The following is a 20479-nucleotide window of genomic DNA, read 5'->3' on the forward strand; positions in this document are numbered from 1 at the left end:
AGAAAGGACCGGCGGGGGTGAAACCGGCCAGCCAGCAATTTTCGCTTCTCGATGTCGCCGGCGCCGCCCAGCGCGCCGAGATCGTCCGCGCGAAAGGCCAAGGTGCGCTTGCCGGTATTCGGGACAACTTTTTCCGTGGTCTCCGTGAATGGGGTTACAGGACAAAGCTTTATGGCCACCGCCTGAAGGGCCGCCACCCGGTCCAACTTCTGTTCTCGCCCGATGACCCGGCCCCCGGCAGCGCCGTCATGGGCTCGGCGCTTCTTGGCGGCGAGATGATGGCGGGCGAGGCCAGCCTGCCGATTGACGATAATTTCTGGAAGCTCCTGACCATTTCGGGCGCCGAGGCCTTTGCCTATGCGCATCGCTTCCACTGGCTGCAGGATCTGGCGCAGGTGGGGGACCAGCGCGAAGCCCGCGCGGTGGCCGAGCGCCTCACCCGGGGCTGGCTCGCCATCGGGCAGGATTATGACCCCGCGATCTGGGCTGCGGAAACGCTGGCCCGGCGGCTCATCCACTGGCTGGCGCATGCGCCGCTGGTTATGTCGTCCGGGGATCTTGTTTATCGTTCGTCGATCCTCCTGACCATGGCGCGGCAGGCCCGGCACCTGATGCGGGTGCTGGATGATGCTGACCCCGGCCTTCCCCGGCATTATACCGCCGCTGCACTCACCATGGCCGGTGTGCTGCTGCCGGGCGGGCAGGCATGGCGGCTGAAGGGTGTGAAAGCGCTCGACCGGCAGGTCACAGCCTTTGTGCTGGCGGATGGTGGCCCTGCGAGCCGTGATCCGTCAGACGCGATCCGCGCCATGCAGCTTCTGATCCTTGTGCGCGACAGCTTTGTGGGCGTGAAGGGCGAACCGCCGGCCTTCCTGCAAATGGCGCTGGATCGGATCGGGCCTTTTGTCCGGTCGCTCCGCCACGGCGATGGCAGTTTTGCGGGCTTCAACGGCGTATCTGCCGAAGGCGGCCACGGTGTCGATGCGCTTCTTGCAGCGTCCGATGCGCGCGGCAAGCCGATCGAGAATGCAGCCCACGCCGGCTACCAGCGGATGGCGCTCGGGCGGGGCTGCGTGATCGTCGATTCCGGCCCGCCACCGGCGCCGGAGCTGTCTTCGCACGCGCACGCCGGCACCGCGAGCTTCGAATTCTCGCACGGGACCGACCGGATCATCGTCAATATGGGGCCGGGGCCGGAAAGCGGGCCGCTTGCGTCCCTCCACGGTCTCGCGCGGACGAGTGCGGCGCATTCGACCCTGATCATCGGGGACCGCAATTCCTGCCGCATCCTTGATGACGGGCGGCTGGGCGACGGTGTCCGCAGCGTTACCACCTCCCGCGAGGCAGGGCCGGATGGCACGCTTCTCGAGGTCGCGCATGATGGCTATGTGAAGCGCTTCGGTGCGCGCCATGTCCGCAAGCTCTATCTGCGCCCCGATGGCAACCGGCTCGATGGGGCCGATATCCTCACCACCACGCGACGGCGCGGCATGGGCAGCGGCGAAGTCTTGTTGCGCTTTCACCTGCACCCCGCTATCAAGCCCCGCGAGGATGAAGGCGGCGTGATTTTCCTTGAGACGCGCAGTGGCTCCCTGTGGCGCTTCACAGTGGAGGGCGGCGCAGCCCGGCTTGAGGAAAGCCTCTATCTGCCGCGCCCGGCCGATATGCAGGGCACGCACCAGATCGTGGTCCGTCTCGACCGCAGCGACGGCCTTGAAATGGGCTGCGTGTGGGCCCTCGTCCGGGTGAGTGGCAAAATCTGACGGCGCAGGCGCCGGGCACCGGGTCCGGTCTGCCACGCCCTATTGAAACAAGGCTTGGTACATGACCGATCTCGTCCGCGTCGAACGCGCTCTTCTTTCCGTTTCCGATAAAACCGGCCTCATCGAGCTCGCAAAGGCGCTCGTGGCGGCGGGTGTGGAAATACTGTCGACCGGCGGCTCGGCCAAGGCAATCCGCGATGCGGGCCTGCCCGTGAAGGAAGTGGCCGATCACACCGGCTTCCCCGAAATGATGGACGGCCGCGTGAAGACGCTGCACCCGATGATCCACGGCGGCCTTCTGGCCCTGCGCGATAACGCCACCCACAAGGCAGCGATGGACGAGCACGGCATCGGCGCCATCGATCTGGTTGCCATCAACCTCTATCCGTTCGAGGCAACGGTCGCCAAGGGCGGCTCCTATGAAGACTGTGTCGAGAATATCGATATCGGCGGCCCGGCCATGGTGCGCTCGGCGGCCAAGAACCATGGCTTCGTGACGATCCTGACGGACCCCGCCGACTATACGGAAGTGATCGAGGCGCTGAAAGCCGAGGGCGGCACCCGCCTGGATGCGCGCAAACGTTTTGCTGCCAAGGCCTACAGTCGCACCGCCGCTTACGACAGCGCCATTTCGCGCTGGTTCGCGGGCGAACTGGGCAATGCCTATCCCGACCGCCTGACCCTCGCGGGGGAAAAGGTGCAGGACTGTCGCTACGGCGAAAACCCGCACCAGTCGGCCGCCTTCTACCGCACCAACGAACAGCGCCCCGGCATCGCCACGGCGAAGCAGCTGCAGGGCAAGGAACTTTCCTACAATAACCTGAACGACACCGATGCGGCGTTCGAGCTCGTCAGCGAGTTCGACCCCAAGGTGCCGACGGTTGCCATCATCAAGCACGCCAACCCGTGCGGTGTGGCCACGGGCACGAGCCTGAAGGCCGCCTACGAAAAAGCCCTGAAGTGCGATCCGGTATCGGCCTTCGGCGGCATCGTGGCGCTGAATGGCACGCTCGACGCCGAAACGGCTGAAGAAGTCGTCAAGGTCTTCACAGAAGTGATCATCGCGCCGGCGGTCACCGATGAAGCCGCCGCTATCGTGGCCGCGAAGAAGAACCTGCGTCTGCTGGTCACCGGTGGTCTCGCCAACCCCGAACAGGGCGCGCAGATGGTGAAATCCGTCGCCGGTGGTTTCCTCGTGCAGAACCGCGATACGGGCCGCGTGACGGTTGATGACCTGAAGGTGGTGACCGCGCGCAAGCCGAGCGAGCAGGAACTGAAGGACATGCTGTTCGCCTTCCAGGTGGCCAAGCATGTGAAATCGAACGCTATCGTCTATGTGCGTGACGGTATGACCGTCGGCATCGGTGCCGGCCAGATGAACCGCCGGGACAGCAGCCGGATCGCTGCCATCCGCGCGGGCGAAGCTGCCGAGCTCGCCGGTGAAGCCGCAAGCCTTGCCAAGGGCTCGGTCGTGGCGTCGGACGCCTTCTTCCCCTTCGCGGACGGCCTGCTGGCCGCTGCCGAAGCGGGCGCGACCGCGATCATCCAGCCTGGCGGCTCGATCCGCGATGACGATGTGATCAAGGCCGCGAACGAAGCCGGCCTTGCCATGGTCTTCACCGGCATGCGCCATTTCCGCCACTAGGAGGCGGGCTTTCCCAAAAACGAAGGGGCAGGCCAGCATCGCTGCGGCCTGCCCCTTTTTTTGTTCTGGCGATCTGCCGGAAGGACTTAGGCGTCGGGCTCGGTGGCCTCTTCAACCTTCTCCTCGGCGTCGTCCATCATCTCTTTCGCCTTGTCTTTCATGTCGTCCATGGCTTCCTCGGCGCCGTCAGCAGCTTCTTCAGCAGCGTCCTTCACGTCGTCGGCGGCATCCGAAGCAGCGTCTTTTGCTTCGTCAGCCATGTCTTTCATGGAATCCTTGGCTTCTTCCATGGTGCTTTCAGCAGCCGGAGCCTCTTCCGTGGCTGCTTCCTCTTTCTTCTCGCCGCAGGCGGCAACACCGGCCACGAGGGCGGCGATCATCAGATAACGAAGTTCCTGTGCCATTGTCTCTCTCCCTTGCTTCCATCCGCGGGCGTCCCGTTGCTACCCGCTCGCAGGTGCAACCATAAAACATTGGTTTAGTTGAAGGAACAGCTAATTTTGAGGCGAGGTGGCGGCTCAGGGCTGCAGGATATCACGCAGGCCCTCCAGCCAGCGGTCAAGGTCACCATCACCGAAGGGGGCAGCGGGCATTTTGCCCCACACCGGGGCCGGCCAGGCGGGGTCGCCGTGGAAGCGCGCGATGACATGCACATGCAGCTGCGGCACCATGTTGCCAAGGGCCGCGACATTGATCTTGTCGGCTGAAAAGGCTGTCTTCAAGCGACTGGAAACGAAGGATATTTCATCCATCAGTGTGTCGCGGTCCGTGGCTTCCAGCTCGAAAATCTCGGTGATATTGTCGCGGTCCGGCACAAGGATCAGCCAGGGGTAATTGGCGTCCTTCATGAGGAGAACGTGCGAGAGCGCCAGCCGGCAAACCGGCACCGTATCGGCGACAAGCTGTGGGTGCAGCGCTGCCATTTCAGGCCGCCGTCTTTTCGTTAAACTGGCAAAGATCGATCACCGGGCAGGCTGCGCAATCGGGTTTTCGGGCCTTGCAGATGTAACGACCATGCAGAATCAGCCAGTGATGGGCGTGCCGCGCGAAGGGGGCAGGGATCGCCTGCATCAGCTTTTTCTCAACGGCGAGGGGTGTTTTGCCCGGCGCCATGCCGGTACGGTTGGCAACGCGGAAAATGTGGGTATCCACCGCACAAGTGGGCTCGCCGAACGCGATGTTCAGGACAACATTCGCCGTCTTGCGGCCGACGCCAGCAAGGCTTTCCAGCGCTTCGCGGTCACGTGGGACTTCGGAGCCGTAAACATCCACGAGCCGCCTTGAGAGCAGCATCACATTCTCGGCCTTGGCGTTATAAAGCCCGATGGTCTTGATGTGTGATTTCAGGCCCTCAAGGCCGAGCGCCAGCATCTTTTCAGGCGTATCGGCCACCTTGAAAAGGGCGCGGGTCGCCTTGTTCACGCCCACATCGGTAGCCTGCGCCGACAGGACAACCGCCACCAGCAGGGTGAATTCGTTCACATACTCAAGCTCGCCCTTGGGCTCGGGGTTTTTCGCCTCGAGCCGCGCGAAAAATTCGGTGATCTCGGCGGGCTTCATCAGCCGCGCCTTCTTTGCTTTCGCCGCCACCTCTCAGCGCTCCGCGAAAGCGGTGGCAAGGGACGTACGGATCGGGCGGATCAGATATCCCATCAGGCTTTTCTCGCCGGTCTGGATATCGGCGGTCACCGTCATGCCCGGCACGATCTGGTTCGAGGCCGGGTCGGTGCCGACATAGTTCTTTTCCAGCACCACGCGGGCCTTGTAGTAGACGCTGCCGTCAGGGGCATCGAAGGTGTCGGGCGACACCCGGTCCACGCGGCCGTCGATCCCGCCGTAGCGGCCATATTTGTAACTGTCGACGCGGATCAGCACCGGCATGCCTTGTTTGATGTGGCCCACATCGCGGGTTGAAACCTTTACTTCGGCGACCAGTACATCGTGGCTCGGGACAAGGGTCAGCAGCGTGGTGCCGGGGGCGACCACGGCGCCGGCGCGGGTGGCGACGAGGCCGTTCACCCGGCCATTGAGCGAAGCGCGCACCGACAGGCGCTCGACGCGCGCTGTCAGATCCCGCAGGCTGTCTTCAGCGATGGCAAGCTCCGTACCGGCGGAAGCCGCGGCTTCAAGTGCGTCCCGGCGCAAGCCCTCGGTGGTCGCGGCTTCGTTGGAGCGCGCCTCGATCAGGCCGGCTTCGGCGCGGGCGAGCGATGTCTTGCGGGCGGCAAGCTCGCCGGCCTCACGGCCATATTCGGTTTCGGCATCGAGCACACTGCCGCGTGACCCTGTACCCCTCTTGAGGAGCGCTTGCCGCATTTCGAGCGATTCCTTGAGGGCGCGGACCTGGATCCCGAGGGCGGCGACTTCTTCGGTATAGCCGGCGACTTCGGCTTCACGGGTCAGGGTCACGGCATGGGCGGCCCCGATGCGGGCATCCTGTGTGGCCTTGGCGGCCTCATAGGCCTGCCGGGCGTCGGCCACAAGGCCGGGGAAGTCCTGGCTCCAGCGGTCGAAGCGCGGATCGCGGCCCTCGGCGAGGGCCAGCTGGCGTTCGCGCGACATGGCAAGGGCGGCCACACGGGCGCGCTGGCCGTCATAGCGGGCCTGCAGTTCGGTATCGGTGAGGCGCATCAGCACCTGGCCGATCTTCACCTCTTCGCCTTCCTGCACCATCACATCGCTGACGATGCCGCCATCCTTGGTCTGTACCGGCAGGGTCAGCATCGAGGGCAGCACTTCGCCCGGGGCCACAGCCTTCTCCGCGAAAGTCGAGAGGCTGGCCCACAGAAGGAAAACGGCCACAAGACCTGCCATCACCCGAACAGCGATGGTGAGGGCAGCTGGCGGGTTGGTTTCCTCCAGAAGCACCGAGCGCGACAGGAGCTTGGCGTCCTCGCGCGTGATGGCGGCGGCCACTTCGGTCGAGGTCCAGGCGATGGTGCGGGCGGGCACGTTTGCACGGGCAGCGACGGCGGCGCCTGCTGTCTCGGTTGCGACCACGCTGTCCTTGGGTTTACGGACCATCAGCTTCCCCTCGTCACGGTGGAAAGCACCTCATCAGGTGTTCCGGCTTTGGTGATTGTACCACGGTTCATCAGGATCAGGCGATCGGCGAGCCGCAGGTGGCTCGGCCGGTGGGAGACCATGATGATTGTCTTGTCGCCCTTCAGGTTTTCAAGCGCTGCCACAAGGGCGGCGTCGCCCGGCTCGTCCAGCGCGTGGGCGGGTTCGTCCATCAGGATGATCGGCGCATCGGTCACATAGGCGCGCGCCAGTGCGATCTTCTGCTGGAGGCCCGAATTCATCTGGGCCAGCGACTGGTCGCCGAAGCGGCTGTTGAAGCCCTCGGGCAGCGCCTCGATGGCTTCAAGGGCACCGGAAAGCTGGCAGGCCTTGCGCAGGTCCTCGTCACTGGCGATCGGGTTCGACAGGCGCAGGTTCTGGGCAATCGTGCCATAGAAAAGCTTCGGCTGCTGCGGCACATAGGCGATGGCGTTGCGGAGCTCAGACGGCACGATCTGGCGGATATCCACCCCGTCGAGCGTGATCTGCCCGGCTTGCGGCCGGTGCATGGCGAGAAGCAGCCTGAGGATCGAGCTTTTGCCAGATCCGTTCGAGCCGCTGACCGCGAGAAACTCGCCGGGCTCGATATCGAAGCTGACGCCCAGAAGCGCGGGTTCGCCGTGCTGGTTATAGCGTAGCGACACGCGGTTGAAGCTGATGCCGCCCTGCCATGCGCGCACCACGCCCGACGATTGCTTCTGGCGGGAGGGCTCTTCCTCCATCGCCATCAGGCTATTGATCTGGCCGATGGCGAGCTTTGTCTGCTCGGCCCGTGTGAAGGTCAGGAACAGGTTCTGGATCGGCGACAGGACCCGCCAGGTCAGTGCCATCGCGGCAATCAGGGCGCCAAGCGACAGCTGCCCGGTGATCGCCAGTTCCACACCAACCACGAGGGTGGCGATGCCCGACAGCATCATCACGCCCTGTGCCAGCGTCTGGAACAGGAAGGAGATTTGCGTGGACCAATGGTGGGCCAGTGCTGATTCCGCCGAAATTTCCCGGAAACGCTGTCGCCAGACAGATTCAACGGCGGCTTCCTTGATCGTCCGCATGTTGGAGATCATCTCGACAAGGAAGCTGTGCCGCTCCGCCCGCTTGCGGCTGGAGACAAGCACTGCCCGCCGCATGCGCGGGGCAAGGATCCACCAGATGATCAGGTAAATTACGATCATGCCGACCGGCACAAAACCGAGCGGCCCGGCGATCAGGAACAGCGCGATCACAAAGATCACCACGAAGGGCATTTCAAGCGCCACGGTTACCAGAAGGCTGGTGAACAGGTCACGCAGCGAATCGAAATCGCGGAGCTTGGCAACCTGGCTGCCAAGCGGTGCCGATTCCGTCATGGTCGGCGGCAGGCCGATGATTTTCGAGAAGGTGCTGGTGCCGACAATCTGTTCGATACGCGCCCCGGCAAAGGCGATGAGGCGCGCGCGCACCATGCGCAGGGCGGTATCGAACGTGATAGCCAGCAGGCCGCCGACCATCAGGCTGACGAGCACATCGCCGGCGCGGATCGGGATCACCTGATCATAAAGGGCAAGGGTGAGTAGCGGCACGGCAAGCGCCAGCATGTTGAGGCAGAAGGTAATCAGCAGGAGCCGGGTCAGCACTGGCTGGAACCGTCGACCGATGGCGCTGAACCAGCCGCCGTGGGCGCGGCCCGGGTCTGTCGGCTCGCCCGAACGGTCAATCACATAGGCGGTGCCTGAAATCATCGGGTCATCGAGGACGACCTTGTCATGCTCGACGCCGCCGAAGGCCGCAACGCCGCCGGCTTCATCCTTGGTCAGCACATAGGGTTTGCTGGCGTCGGTGACGAAGATCAGCGGGAAAAGCCGCGGGTCGATTTCGGCAAGCCGCGCGATCCGCCGCTCCTGCGTGCGGTAGCCGAGAAGCGCGAGCACATTCTGCAGCTCCGCCATGCCAAGGGTGCTGGCGAAGTGGGGCAGGGCCTCGAAAAGTTCATTCAAGGTGCCGCGCCAGCCGAGAGCCTTCAGAAGCGGGAAAAGCGTGGCCGCGAAGGGCGACTGCGCCTCGAACGAGCCGTATCGGCCCTGCCGCAGTGCGTCGGCAAGCTGGTCGATCCCGCCGGTTGAAAGGCGGGGGCCGCGTTTGCGCCCGGCCTTTACCTTTTCTGGTCCGTCTGTGTTTTTGGTCTCGTCCGTCACGGCTTTTCTCCGGCGGGCGGTTCCGGTGGCAGGGCACGCGGCGACTGGCCGATGGGCGGTCGCTCGGTCAGGGTGCCGTCCTTCAGGGTATAAAGCCGGTTCGCGATCGCCAGCAGCGACGGGCGGTAGGTGACAAGCACGATGCCGGTATCGTGAGCGAGATCGAGCAGAACCTGCTTGAGGAGCATTTCACCGGTCTGGTCGAGCGCCGAATTGGCTTCGTCAAACAGGACGATTGACGGGTGACGTGCGAGAACGCGGGCGATGGCGATACGCTGGGCCACCCCGCTTGGCAGGCTGGAGGCCGAGGCCTCGCCGACCTTGGTGTCGTAGCCATCGGGGAGGCGCGCGAAAACTTCATCAAGGCCCAGCCGTGCCGCCGCGGCAAGCGAGGCGTCGAGCGACTGGTCCTTGCGGAAGAAGGCGAGATTTTCAAGCACACTGCCCTGCAATAGGCGGGGCCGCTGCGGCAGGTAGGCGATCTGCTGGCGGATCACATCAGGGCTGGCGCCATAAAGCTTTTCGCCGTTCACCAGAAATTCGCCGTCGGTCGGGATCAGGCGGCCCATCAACAGGTGCAACAGCGTTGTCTTGCCGCTGCCATTGTCGCCCTGGATACCTACGATCTCGCCGCGTTTCACCGAAAGATTGATACCCTGAAGTACCGTCGGAAGGTCCTGCCGGTAACGGAAGGACACATTGCTGAGCGCGAGTGTTTCAAGCGCGCCGGGCGGGGCGTCGCCTTCATGGCGGCGTTCGCGCGGCAGGGCATCGATGGCGGCGATCTTGTCCTCGGCCACGCGGATCGACTGATAGCGGGTCCATAGCGACAGCGCCCGCATGGCGGGCTGGATGGCGCGGCCGGCAAGGAGGGTGCAGGCCGCAAGCGAACCGATTGTCAGATAGTCATGGATCACGAACCAGGCACCGATGGTGGCAACCAGCACCATTGTCAGCTGATTGGCAACACTGCCGACCGACTGGCTGAGCGAGGAGAGAAGCGCCACGCGGTGGCCGCTGGCGGCGGCACTTTCCATCAGGCGTTCATAGCGGCGCTCCATCAGCGCTTCCATCGCCATCGATTTGATCGTGTGGATGCCGCCAAGGGTTTCGATAATGAAATTGTAGCGCCGGTCATCCCAGATATTGCGGTCATTGAGCGCGGATTTCAGCCCGCGGCCAAGCCACAGGCCGATCCAGCCGGTCAGGATCAGGATGACGATCGGGATCACCACAAGCCAGCCGCCGATATAGGCCAGAAGCCCGAGGAACAAGACAATGAAAGGCGCGTCGATGAAGGAAATGGCCGCCTGGCTTGCGTAAAAGTCGCGGATGGAATCGATCGCGGTCATGCGGTCCAGATGGTTGCCGGCGGGGATCGCCTCGATGGTCTCAAGATCGCCTTCGAGTAGCCGGTCGGCTGCATGCTTGCCGGCCTGATGCTCGAACCGGGCGCCGGACCAGCCGGCGAGCCACGACCGCGCCACCTTCAGGATGGTTTCAAGCACCATGACAAGGAACAGGCCAAGGATCAGGTAAGTGAAGGTGCCGGTTGCCTGATTGGGGATGACGCGGTCATAGACCTGCAGGGTAACGAGCGGCAGGGCAAGCGACATCAGATTGATGCCGAAAGAGGCCACCAGCATGTCCGGCCGGGCAAGCGGAAGATAATGCCGCCACAAGCCGACGAGCTCGTTTTCCTGTGCCGCAACTTCCCCCGGTCTAGCCATATAGTCCGATCAGCCCCGTTTCGCCCCGAATGCGCCTGTCGTTAAGCCAGCCCCGTATAAGGGCTAAAAGCGGCTTGTTTACCGACACTTCGGACGGCTTCCCCCACTAATATGGCCGGTTCCTGTAAAGATTGCTACAGTAATGGCGTGAGGTTCCAGCCAGACCCTGACCTACAGGGAAACCCCGCTAAAAGTCTCGTAAAATTTTAGCCATTCTTTGCCTTTTTTTTAAAAACAAGCGAGCAATATTGTCACGACTGGCAAGAGAGTCGAACCGGGATACATGCCGATATTTGCCAGAGCTCCGGTTCCAGAGACAGGAATAGTGCCGTGACTGATCGTACCGAAACCACGAAATCGAACACTCCGTCCGCTGACGAGGAACTGGCGCTGTCGACGCCGGTGACCAACAACCCGGACGACGAGGCCCTGCTGACCGGCGGGACCGACTTCGAAGTGTCGGACGACGCCATTTCGCCGAACCTGCACACCGGGACCGGGAGTGAAGGCGAGGCGACCCAGTCCGGCGTCGACGGTGCGGGCGATGGCTACAGCGCTTCCGGCTACACTGAAAGCGACCCTGCAGCCAAATCCTCAGGCGATACGGTGGATGGTTCGGAAAATGTCCAGACCGGGACCGAAAGCCGCGACGACGAGATTTATGCCGGGGATAATGCAGAAGGCAGCAGCGCTGCACCCGCGGCCGACGATCAATCCGTGGATATTCTTGATCAGGATGCCGGCACCACGGACGCCAGCAGCCCGATCAGCGCGCGCTCGACCGATACCTTCACCGTGCAGGAGCCCGTGAGCGGCCAGACCGACGAACCGGTCGATGAGGTTGAGCCTGAGCCCGAGCCGCAGCCGGAAGAGCCGGTCGATGAGGTGGAGCCGGAGCCTGAGCCGCAACCGGAAGAGTCGGTCGACGAGGTGGAGCCTGAGCCTGAGCCGCAGCCGGAAGAACCGATTGATGAGGTTGAGCCTGAGCCCGAGCCGCAGCCGGAAGAACCGGTCGATGAGGTTGAGCCTGAGCCCGAACCGCAGCCGGAAGAGCCGGTTGATGAAGTTGAGCCCGAGCCTGAGCCGCAGCCGGAAGAACCGATTGATGAGGTTGAGCCTGAGCCCGAACCGCAACCCGAAGAACCGGTCGATGAGGTCGAGCCCGAGCCTGAGCAAGAACCGCAGCCGGAAGAACCGGTTGACGAGGTCGAGCCCGAGCCTGAGCCGCAACCGGAAGAGCCGGTTGATGACGGCAATAATGGCCACGGTAATGACGAAGACGGCGTTGACGAGAGCAATCCCGGTCGGGGCGGCGGTGGGCCGACCGGCGAGAATAACGAGCAACAAGCTGAGGAACCGGTTGATGAGGTGGAACCCGAGCCCGAGCCGCAGCCCGAAGAGCCGGTTGACGAAGTAACGCCGCCTCCGCCCGCCGAACCGCGCGATCTTGGCACCGTAACAGCGAATAACGCCAATTCGCTGCCGGGGATCAAGGTCTATACCGTCAACCTGCACAATGAAGTGGGCACCGTTGACAAGGTCGATGGCGGCATGGGCGTTGACGAGCCCGACGACCGTATCGGCCAGATCGAGTTTGATCCCAAGACCGGCAAGTCCGAGCAGCTGGTGATGGAACTGGATGAAGACGCCACGGAAATGACCTGGTCGGTTGACCGTCTGTATGCCAACGAAGAACGCGACGGCTATAAGGGTACCGACGAAACCGGCCGTTACGAGATTTTCAATGACGGCGTGAAGGTCGGTGAGGGCCAGTTTGTTGCCAATCAGGGCAGCGACAATGGCACCTACACGATCAGCCACTCTGGCGGGTTTGACAAGGTTATCTTCTCGGCCCGTGACTTCACGAATGGCGCGCAATCGAACGAGGATGCCAACAAGGACGGCCTCGCCGATGACGGCAGCTTCAATAATGTCGACAGCACCGGCAAAACGCTGACGACGGGTGCCAGCCGCACCGATAGCAGTGACTATGTGGTGACCAGCGTCAATTTCAAGACGACGCTGGAACAGCAGCCGCAACAGGAAAAGCCGGCGGCAGAAGACCCGCCGGTTGTTCCGGTCGAGCAGGAGCCTGAAGAGCCGGTTGAGGATGTGGTGCCAGAAGAGCCCGTCGAGGAGGAACCGGCGGAAGAACAGCCGGTTGACGAGCAGCCTGCGGAAGAAGAGCCGGTCGCAGAGGAAGAGCCTGCTGCCGAGGAACCGGTTGAAGAAGAACCGGTTGGCGAAGATGTTCCCGAGGCCGGCGCTGTTGTCGTACCGGAACCCGAGCCCGAGCCCGAGGCTCCGGCACCCGAACCCGTTACCGTGAAGCTCACCTTCATGGGCGAAGATGCCGGCTATCACAGCTCGGTCGGTGTTTACCGCGTGGGCCAGGACGGCAATATCAGCGACGTGCAGATCGTGTTCCGCGATGTCTCGAACGGGGTATCCGGCATGAATGCGGGTCAAACCTCGGCGACCTTCAACAATTATGTGGAAGGCGACAAGGTCGGCGTCTTCATCGTGGCGGATGGCTGGAACCAGAACGGCGGCTATTCAAGCCTGCCTGCCGGCGGCAGTTATTCCTTCGTGAACAGTTCCGGCGAACAGGCGAGTGCGAGTGACCCGAGCGTGAAGCTCGTTTACACCGCGCCGTCGGGCCAGACCTACAATATCAAAGGTGATGTGTTCCATGCCGGTAATGACGCATCGGACCTGAACCCCGACAATATCAATCACACGAAGATTGATACGTCCGAAACGGGCGATGCCGCCATCATCAACTTTGAAGACCTCAAAGGCGGTGGCGACCTGGACTTCAACGACATGGCGCTGAAGGTCGAGGTTGAAGGTGGTTCAGTCGAAGTTGGCGGCAAGGAAATCACCGACCCTGATGCGGTCGTGGTTGAAGAGCCCGAAGCACCGGCGGAAGAAGCTGTTGTGGCACCGGTTGAGGATGAAGCGCCGGTGGAAGAACCGGCTGCCGACCCTGAAGCTGCCGAACAGGAAGCCGCAAACGACGAACAGCCGGCAGAAGAGCAACCCGCTGACGACACCCCGGATGCCCCCGTTATTCAGGGCACGGACAATCAGGATATGCTGGTTGGTGGCAACGACGCCGAGGAAATCCACGGTGCCGGCGGCGGTGACATGGTCGTGGGTGGTGGCGGTAACGACACCATCTATGGTGAAGGTGGTGCCGACCATCTGAACGGCGATGCTGGCGACGATGTGATCGTGGGCGGCGAAGGTGCCGACATGCTGAACGGCGGCGACGGCAGTGACGTGCTGTTTGCGGGCGACGGCGACTATGTCTCCGGTGGTACCGGTGCAGGCTGGGTCGATACGCTGGATGTTTCGGGCATCGAAGGCGCCGGTGGCAGCGCCGACTGGACGCTCAACCTGACGAGCGGTTCGGTGGTCGAGCAGGGCGCTGACTATATCACCCTCACGCAGGATGCCTCGGGCCACCTGACGACCGCTGACGGCAGCGAGATCGAGTTCGAAGGCATCGAACGCATCAACGGCTGATTGGCATCAGAATAGCGAAAGGCGCTGGCACCCCATGGTTCCGGCGCCTTTTCCTTTTCAGCGCAGGCCGTCCGCCACTTCACGGGTGATGCGGACAAGGCGTTTCAGGTCGCGGTCGGTGGAAAGCCTGTGGTCGCCTTCGGGTACAAGGATAATCTCAACGTCGCCGCCCCTTATGCCTCTCGCGATATCCAGGGTGCCGGCCCACGGAACGTCGGGGTCGGCGGTGCCCTGAATGAGGCGCACGGGGATATCAAGATGGAGGGGCGAGCCCATCACCCGCTCCCGCCAGCCATCCTCGAACAAGGCGCGGGTCAAGCGGTAGGGCGTGTCGCCATACTGGGTCGGCACATCGACGAAGCCTTTTTCAGTGATGGCCGCCTGCTGCTCGGCAGTCAGGTCCGCCCACATGCGGGGGGTGAAATCGGGGGCCGCCGCCACGCCTACCATGCCGCGCACCCGCCCCGGGCGAGCCTTGGCAAGTTTCAGGGCGATCCAGCCCCCCATCGACGAGCCAACCAGCAATTGCGGGCCTTCGGTGAGGGTATCAAGGGCGGCGAGCGCATCGCGCGCCCAAAGGCCGATGGTGCCATCCGCAAAGGCGCCGTCCGACTGGCCGTGACCCTGATAATCAAATCGCAGGAAGGCGCGGCCCTCCGCCTTCGCCCAGGCCTCGAGCGCCAGCGCCTTCGAGCCTTCCATATCGCTCATGAAGCCGCCAAGGAACACGATGCCCGGCCCCGCACCGTGCGTGCGGTGATAGGCAATGCGGGTGCCGTGGGGGGTGGTCAGAAAGGCGGGTTTGGTCATCAGGCTCTCTCCTGCTGCGGGAAGGAGCCCCAGACTAGCGGATCACCGTGTTGGTTCAAGCCGGGATCAGCCGGTGAATTTGGCGCCGATCAGGGTGATGCTGGCGGTGAGCACCAGAAGAGCGGACACCACCACAAGCGCCATGCCGGCGGCGCGGGTTTCGCGCGGGGCGCGTAGTGCCAGTTGGGGCATATGGTCAGCGACGGAATCGCAAGTCTCCGCCCCGATCACCAGAAGCTTGCCGTCATGACCCGGAATGCAGCCAAGCTCCATCCAGCCATCGCCGTAGCTGCCATCCCTGAGGTAAAACTGCCCGGCCGCCATATGGAGCGGAGGACGGCCGCTGATGGCAACAAGCGCCTCGCCGCGGTCATCCACACTCAGGACGGCATCAAGCCCTTCGTCCGCATCATTATCGAAATAACGCACAGTCCACTTCATCGTACCGACCCCCCTCGGTTGTGCGATCACCATTTAAAGTGAATCTGGCGAATTTCTCAAGACCGATGTGACCCGCAGGCGCGCCTTATCGAAAACGGCCCGAAGCACAGGGATTTCTTGACTTCACGCCGGGCTGCGGCTACCTCGCCAAGGCGAGTTTCTCGCACCATAGAAATCGAAAGGATGGAAAGAGCTGCCATGAGCCAGCAAGCAAGCATGTCGAACCCGGTCAATCTGCGCCTTCCGGACAATAGCGTCCGTACCTTTACCGGCGTGGTGACTGGCGAGACCCTGGCTGGCGATATCGGGCCGGGCCTCCTCAAAGCTGCTCTTGCCATCAAGGTAAATGGCGAACTCTGGGACCTGCGCCGCCCGATCGAGGCAGACGCCGACGTCGCCATTGTGACGCGCAAGGACGAGGAAGGCCTCGAGCTGCTGCGTCACGATGCAGCCCATATCATGGCCGAAGCCGTGCAGGAACTTTTCCCCGGCACGCAGGTCACGATCGGCCCCGTTATCGAAGACGGCTTCTTCTATGACTTCGCGCGCGACAAGCCCTTCACCGAGGACGACCTCGCGGTGATCGAGGCGAAGATGCATGACATCGTCAAGCGCGACGAAGATATCATCCGTGAAGTCTGGGACCGCAACGAGGCTATCGCCTATTTCAAGAAGATCGGCGAGCATTACAAGGCCGAGATCATTTCCGACCTGCCGGAAGGCGAGGTTGTCACGGTGTATCGTCAGGGCGAATGGCTCGACCTTTGCCGTGGCCCGCACCTGCCGTCGACCGGCAAGCTCGGCGACGCCTTCAAACTGATGAAGGTGGCCGGTGCCTATTGGCGCGGCGATCACCGCAACGCTATGCTGACGCGCATCTATGGCACCTGCTGGCGCGACAAGAAGGAGCTTCAGGCTCACCTGACGCGTCTTGAGGAAGCCGCGAAGCGTGACCACCGCCGCCTTGGCCGCGAGATGGACCTCTTTCACCTGCAGGAAGAGGCGCAGGGCTCTGTCTTCTGGCATCCGGCGGGCTATACGGTCTGGCTGCAGCTTGAAAACTATATCCGTCGCCGCCTGAAGGGTGCCGGCTATCAGGAAGTGAAAACGCCGCAGCTTCTGGACAGCAAGTTCTGGGAACAGTCGGGTCACTGGTCCAAGTTCCGCGAAAACATGTTCGTGGTGCCGGACGAAGTGCCCTCGACGGACGAGGACGCGCCTGTCCTTTCCGGCAAGGCCAAGCTGATGGCGCTGAAGCCCATGAACTGCCCGGCGCACGTTCAGGTGTTCAAGCAGGGGATCAAGTCGTACCGCGACCTGCCAATCCGCCTTGCCGAGTTCGGCTGCTGCCACCGGAACGAGGCGCACGGCGCGCTGCACGGCCTGATGCGGGTTCGCCAGATGACGCAGGATGACGCCCACATCTTCTGCCGCGAAGACCAGATCACGTCCGAAAGCATCGCTTTCTGCGAGCTTCTGTCGTCGGTTTATCAGGATCTCGGCTTCCCCGAGTTCAAGGTGAAGCTCGCCACGCGCCCCGAACTGCGCGCCGGCGAGGATGACGTGTGGGACCGTGCGGAGGCAGGCCTTGCCGACGCCCTCACCGCAGCGGGCATTCCGTTCGAGATCGCACCGGGTGACGGTGCCTTCTACGGGCCGAAGCTCGAGTTCCACCTGTCGGACGCCATCGGCCGGACGTGGCAGTGCGGCACCCTGCAGCTCGATTTCGTGCTGCCGGAACGCCTTGACGCATCCTATATCGGCGAAGACGGCGCCAAGCACCGCCCGGTGATGCTCCACCGCGCGATCCTTGGCACGCTTGAACGCTTCATCGGCATCATGATCGAGCATTATGCCGGCAAGCTGCCGGTGTGGCTGGCACCGACCCAGGTTGTGGTCGCACCCATCACCTCGGATGCAGACGCTTATGCAAGCGAAGTGGCCGCGGCGCTTGAGGCGGCTGGGCTGCGCGCCAAGGCCGACCTCCGGAACGAGAAGATCAACTACAAGGTCCGCGAACACAGCCATGCGAAGGTGCCGGTGATCCTGGCCGTTGGTGGCCGCGAGGCGGAAGCCCGCACCGTCAGCATTCGCCGGCTCGGGTCCAATGACCAGACCGTGGCGGGCCTTGACGAGACCGTCGCAGCCCTGAAAGCCGAGGGTATGCCCCCGGCCTGAGGCGACGGGGCAAACCGGATTCTAGCCCCTCGCTTTCAAAGCTTTATGACGCTATAGTGACCGCCGCCGGAGCGACCCTCCGGCGGCAAATGTCGAAACAGAAATGAAGGAGAGCCGACATACGTAAGGGAAATATGGCGGGCCCCACCAAATCGGATGGGCCTCGCATCAACGATCAGATCCGGGAACGCGAAGTCCGTCTGATCGGCGCTGAAGGTGAGAATCATGGTGTAGTCTCGATCCAGAGGGCGCTGGAAATCGCCGCTGATTCGGGTCTGGACCTTGTCGAAATTTCACCCAATGCCGAACCCCCGGTATGCAAGGTTCTTGATTACGGCAAATTCAAGTACGAGCAGCAGAAGAAAGCCAATGCTGCCCGCAAGAATCAACGGACGCAGGAGGTCAAGGAGATCAAGATGCGCCCGGGGATCGATACCCATGACTATGACGTCAAGATGAAGAAGATCCGCGAATTCATCGAAGACGGCGACAAGGTCAAGGTAACGATCCGCTTCCGCGGCCGCGAAGTGGCGCACCAGGACCTCGGCATGGCCGTCCTTGAGCGCGTCGTGACCGAGATGGAAGAAGACGCCAAGATCGAGGCGCGCCCCAAGATGGAAGGCCGCCAGATGATCATGGTCATCGCGCCGAAATAACTTCCAGTTGCGGGCATCGCCCCACTTCTGAAACAATGGCCCTGCCGGTACCGGCGGGGCCGTTTCTTTTTTATTCAGTTTCTTTCAGTAAATTACAGGCAGGGCCCCCGGGGAGAAGGCTGATGATCCTTCGGATGGGAAGTGAACGTTTGGACCTGCCTGCGGAAATAGCCCGCATGCACGGCATCCCGCGCCGCGTGTATGAACACTGGTGCCGGGTGGCAGCACTTGAGGATGGCATCCCGACGCTTGAGGCCTTTCAGCTGAAAGCCGTGGCCTATGCCGATCCCTATATTTCCCTGGTGGGCGTCGAGGAAGACCCGCGCCGATACCGCATGCTGCGTGTGGGCGAAGACCTGATCAGCCATTATGGCGCCGATTTTTCGGGCAAATGCCTTGATGAGCTTGATGTTCGCAACATCAATGCGATCATCGAGCTCGATAACGATATTGTGGCCACCCGCACACCGATTGCCGCCCTTGTCACCATCGGGCTTCTGGGCATCCCGATCATCCGTCTCAATGGTATCGGTGTTCCGCTCGTGGACGAAACGGGCCGCATATCCCATATTGTGGCCTGCACCACCCGCGAAATGTTCGGCTTCGGAGTCTGACCTTGCTTGATATCACCGCCATCGCCACCTTCTGCCGCGCTGTCGAGGCCGGCAACCTCACCGAAGCCGCCAAAGCGCTGCATATCACTAAATCGGTGGCCAGCCGCCGCATCCAGGCGCTGGAAGAAGAGCTTGGCGTGCGGCTCCTGAAACGTTCCACCCGCGGGGTGACGCCGACGGAAGAGGGGACGGCGGTGTACGAGCGCGGTGTGCGGATCATGTCCGATCTCGACGACCTCAAAACCGAGGCCGGCTGCGCGCGGCAGCATCTCTCCGGCACTATCCGGATGACTGCGCCCAAAACCTTCGGTGAAGCTGTCCTGATGGACCCGATTGCCGCCTTCATGAAGGCGAATCCGGGGGTGACGTTCGAGCTGGACCTCTCGGACGAGCGGGTGGATGTGACCGGCGGCGGTTACGATCTTGCCCTGCGCATCGCGGCCTCGCTGGATGACAGCGCGCTCATCTCCCGCCGTATCCTGCCGCTCGAATCGCTGGTGGTCGCAAGCCCCGAGTATCTGGAGCGTCGCGGCACGCCGCAGGTGCCGGAAGACCTGAAAGCGCATGATTGCATCTTTTACCGGAACGTGACAGCGAGCGAGCAATGGCGGTTCGACGGCGCCCATGGCCCCATGTCGGTGAAGGTGAACGGGCCGCTTATCACCAATTCCGGGATCGCGCAGGCCCGCGCTGCCATCGCCGGGATCGGCATTGCCATCCTGCCGCGCTTCTTTGTCTATCAGGCCCTTTGCGAAGGGCGGCTGGTGCCCATTCTTGGCGACTGGTTCCGCCGCCCGATGGCGCTTTATGCCCTGTATCCCGAAAAGCGGCTGATGCCGATCAAGGTCGGCGCCTTTGTCGATTTCCTGGCCAACTGGTTCACGGAACCGGACCATTTGAAGGGTCTTTGATGCGGGCTGTTGCGCCGTTTGCAACGCGGTTGTTCAAAGCGGATGGCTAGCGGGGCCCGGGCGGCAAGCGTATCTTCCGGTCATGACCTGACGGGAAAGGAACCCAGTCCATGACAAATCGCCAGATCGCGGGGCTTCTCCCCGCCCAGTCGATGGCCGAAGGCGCTGACGCCACGGTCCATCGCACCATCGGGACCCGGGCACTGAGTGTGCTTGATCCCTTCCTTCTGCTTGACGAGTTCGAACTCGCCGATACCGCCGCCGGATTCCCCGATCACCCGCACCGGGGCTTTGAAACTGTCACCTATATGTTCGAGGGCGAGATCGAGCACCGCGACGCCGTTGGCCATCGCGGCGTGATCGGCCCCGGCGATACCCAGTGGATGACCGCAGGGCGGGGCATTGTTCATAGCGAAAAGCCGGTGAAGGGCAAAGGAACCGTTCGCGGTCTGCAACTTTGGCTGAACCTGCCTTCAGGCGACAAGATGACCTGCCCGAAATACCGGGATGCCCGCGCCGCCGATGTGCCGGTGGTGAAGGGCGAAGGCTATAGCGCGCGGCTGATCGCCGGATCGCTCGGGGGTGCCAAAGGCCCCATCGGTGACATCACGGTGGCACCCCTTTACGCCATCGTCACGCTGACGGGCGGCAAGGCCATGCTCGATGTGCCGAAGGGCCACACGGCCTTCCTTTATGGCATCAAGGGCAAGGCGCAGCTTGCAAACGGCTATGTGCCGCCGCGCCATCTGGCAGTGCTGACCGACGGTGAAGGTTTTGCCGTGGAAGGCGAGGCCGGCACCGAGTTCCTGCTGGTGGCCGCTGCCCCGATCAAGGAGCCGGTCGCCCGCTACGGCCCGTTTGTGATGAATACGGAAGACGAAATCCGCGAAACGCTGAATGAATGGCACAGCGGCATGTTCGTCAAAAATATGCGCAGCGAGTTCCACAAAAGCGCGTGAAGCATCG

General features: G+C 62.8%; 16 protein-coding genes. 8 read left to right on the forward strand and 8 right to left on the reverse strand.

Annotated features, from left to right (window positions below; all coding sequences use genetic code 11):
• Nucleotides 1-17: 17 nt before the first annotated feature.
• Complete coding sequence (locus tag PH603_RS02630) at nt 18-1763, forward strand: heparinase II/III family protein (protein ID WP_289504373.1); 1746 nt, start codon at nt 18-20, stop codon at nt 1761-1763.
• A gap of 61 nt (nt 1764-1824) precedes the next feature.
• Entirely contained in the window at nt 1825-3408 is a 1584-nt protein-coding gene (gene purH, locus PH603_RS02635; protein WP_289504374.1) for a bifunctional phosphoribosylaminoimidazolecarboxamide formyltransferase/IMP cyclohydrolase, read from the forward strand.
• Nucleotides 3409-3494: 86 nt separating this feature from the next.
• On the opposite strand, the gene PH603_RS02640 is transcribed toward purH, so the two are convergent.
• The 6 genes from PH603_RS02640 to PH603_RS02665 form a co-directional block, all read right to left on the reverse strand.
• Nucleotides 3495-3812, reverse strand: coding sequence for a hypothetical protein (locus PH603_RS02640; RefSeq protein WP_289504375.1), 318 nt, complete (start codon nt 3810-3812; stop codon nt 3495-3497).
• A 114-nt stretch (nt 3813-3926) separates the two neighbouring features.
• The gene (locus tag PH603_RS02645) at nt 3927-4331 is read right to left on the reverse strand and encodes an HIT domain-containing protein (RefSeq protein ID WP_289504376.1); all 405 of its coding nucleotides are present in this window, start codon (nt 4329-4331) and stop codon (nt 3927-3929) included.
• A gap of 1 nt (nt 4332) precedes the next feature.
• A complete protein-coding gene (nth, locus tag PH603_RS02650) occupies nt 4333-4968 on the reverse strand; it encodes an endonuclease III (protein WP_353507441.1) in 636 nt (211 codons plus the stop codon).
• Between the two features lie 33 nt (nt 4969-5001).
• Nucleotides 5002-6432 (reverse strand): HlyD family type I secretion periplasmic adaptor subunit, encoded by a 1431-nt coding sequence (locus tag PH603_RS02655; RefSeq protein ID WP_289504378.1) that lies wholly within the window; start codon nt 6430-6432, stop codon nt 5002-5004.
• Nucleotides 6432-8642, reverse strand: a complete 2211-nt coding sequence (locus tag PH603_RS02660; protein ID WP_289504379.1) for a peptidase domain-containing ABC transporter — start codon at nt 8640-8642, stop codon at nt 6432-6434. Before PH603_RS02660 ends, PH603_RS02655 begins: the two co-directional genes overlap by 1 nt.
• Nucleotides 8639-10372: a peptidase domain-containing ABC transporter gene (locus tag PH603_RS02665; protein ID WP_289504380.1), complete on the reverse strand. Its 1734-nt coding sequence runs from the start codon at nt 10370-10372 to the stop codon at nt 8639-8641. Before PH603_RS02665 ends, PH603_RS02660 begins: the two co-directional genes overlap by 4 nt.
• Before the next feature lie 330 nt (nt 10373-10702).
• Between PH603_RS02665 and PH603_RS02670 the strand changes: the two genes are divergently transcribed.
• Nucleotides 10703-13903, forward strand: coding sequence for a DUF4114 domain-containing protein (locus PH603_RS02670; RefSeq protein WP_289504381.1), 3201 nt, complete (start codon nt 10703-10705; stop codon nt 13901-13903).
• A gap of 57 nt (nt 13904-13960) precedes the next feature.
• On the opposite strand, the gene PH603_RS02675 is transcribed toward PH603_RS02670, so the two are convergent.
• Together PH603_RS02675 and PH603_RS02680 are read right to left on the reverse strand one after the other, a co-directional pair.
• Nucleotides 13961-14713, reverse strand: coding sequence for an alpha/beta fold hydrolase (locus tag PH603_RS02675; protein ID WP_289504382.1), 753 nt, complete (start codon nt 14711-14713; stop codon nt 13961-13963).
• 66 nt (nt 14714-14779) lie between these two features.
• Nucleotides 14780-15154 (reverse strand): hypothetical protein, encoded by a 375-nt coding sequence (locus PH603_RS02680; protein WP_289504383.1) that lies wholly within the window; start codon nt 15152-15154, stop codon nt 14780-14782.
• A gap of 198 nt (nt 15155-15352) precedes the next feature.
• On the opposite strand from PH603_RS02680, the gene thrS reads away from it, so the two are divergent.
• From thrS to PH603_RS02705, 5 genes are all read left to right on the forward strand, one after another.
• Nucleotides 15353-17332 carry a threonine--tRNA ligase gene (thrS, locus tag PH603_RS02685; protein WP_289504384.1) on the forward strand — a complete coding sequence of 660 codons (1980 nt, stop codon included), beginning with the start codon at nt 15353-15355 and terminating at the stop codon, nt 17330-17332.
• A 134-nt stretch (nt 17333-17466) separates the two neighbouring features.
• The gene (gene infC, locus PH603_RS02690; RefSeq protein ID WP_289504385.1) at nt 17467-17988 is read left to right on the forward strand and encodes a translation initiation factor IF-3; all 522 of its coding nucleotides are present in this window, start codon (nt 17467-17469) and stop codon (nt 17986-17988) included.
• Nucleotides 17989-18110: 122 nt separating this feature from the next.
• Nucleotides 18111-18602 carry a hypothetical protein gene (locus PH603_RS02695; protein WP_289504386.1) on the forward strand — a complete coding sequence of 164 codons (492 nt, stop codon included), beginning with the start codon at nt 18111-18113 and terminating at the stop codon, nt 18600-18602.
• A gap of 2 nt (nt 18603-18604) precedes the next feature.
• Nucleotides 18605-19513 (forward strand): LysR family transcriptional regulator, encoded by a 909-nt coding sequence (locus PH603_RS02700; RefSeq protein WP_289504387.1) that lies wholly within the window; start codon nt 18605-18607, stop codon nt 19511-19513.
• Nucleotides 19514-19623: 110 nt separating this feature from the next.
• On the forward strand, nt 19624-20472 hold the full coding sequence (locus tag PH603_RS02705; protein ID WP_289504388.1) for a pirin family protein: 849 nt from the start codon (nt 19624-19626) through the stop codon (nt 20470-20472).
• The last annotated feature ends 7 nt before the right edge of the window (nt 20473-20479 follow it).

This window comes from Gimibacter soli (genome assembly GCF_028463845.1).
GTDB classification, from domain to species: Bacteria; Pseudomonadota; Alphaproteobacteria; order Sphingomonadales; family Kordiimonadaceae; genus Gimibacter; species Gimibacter soli.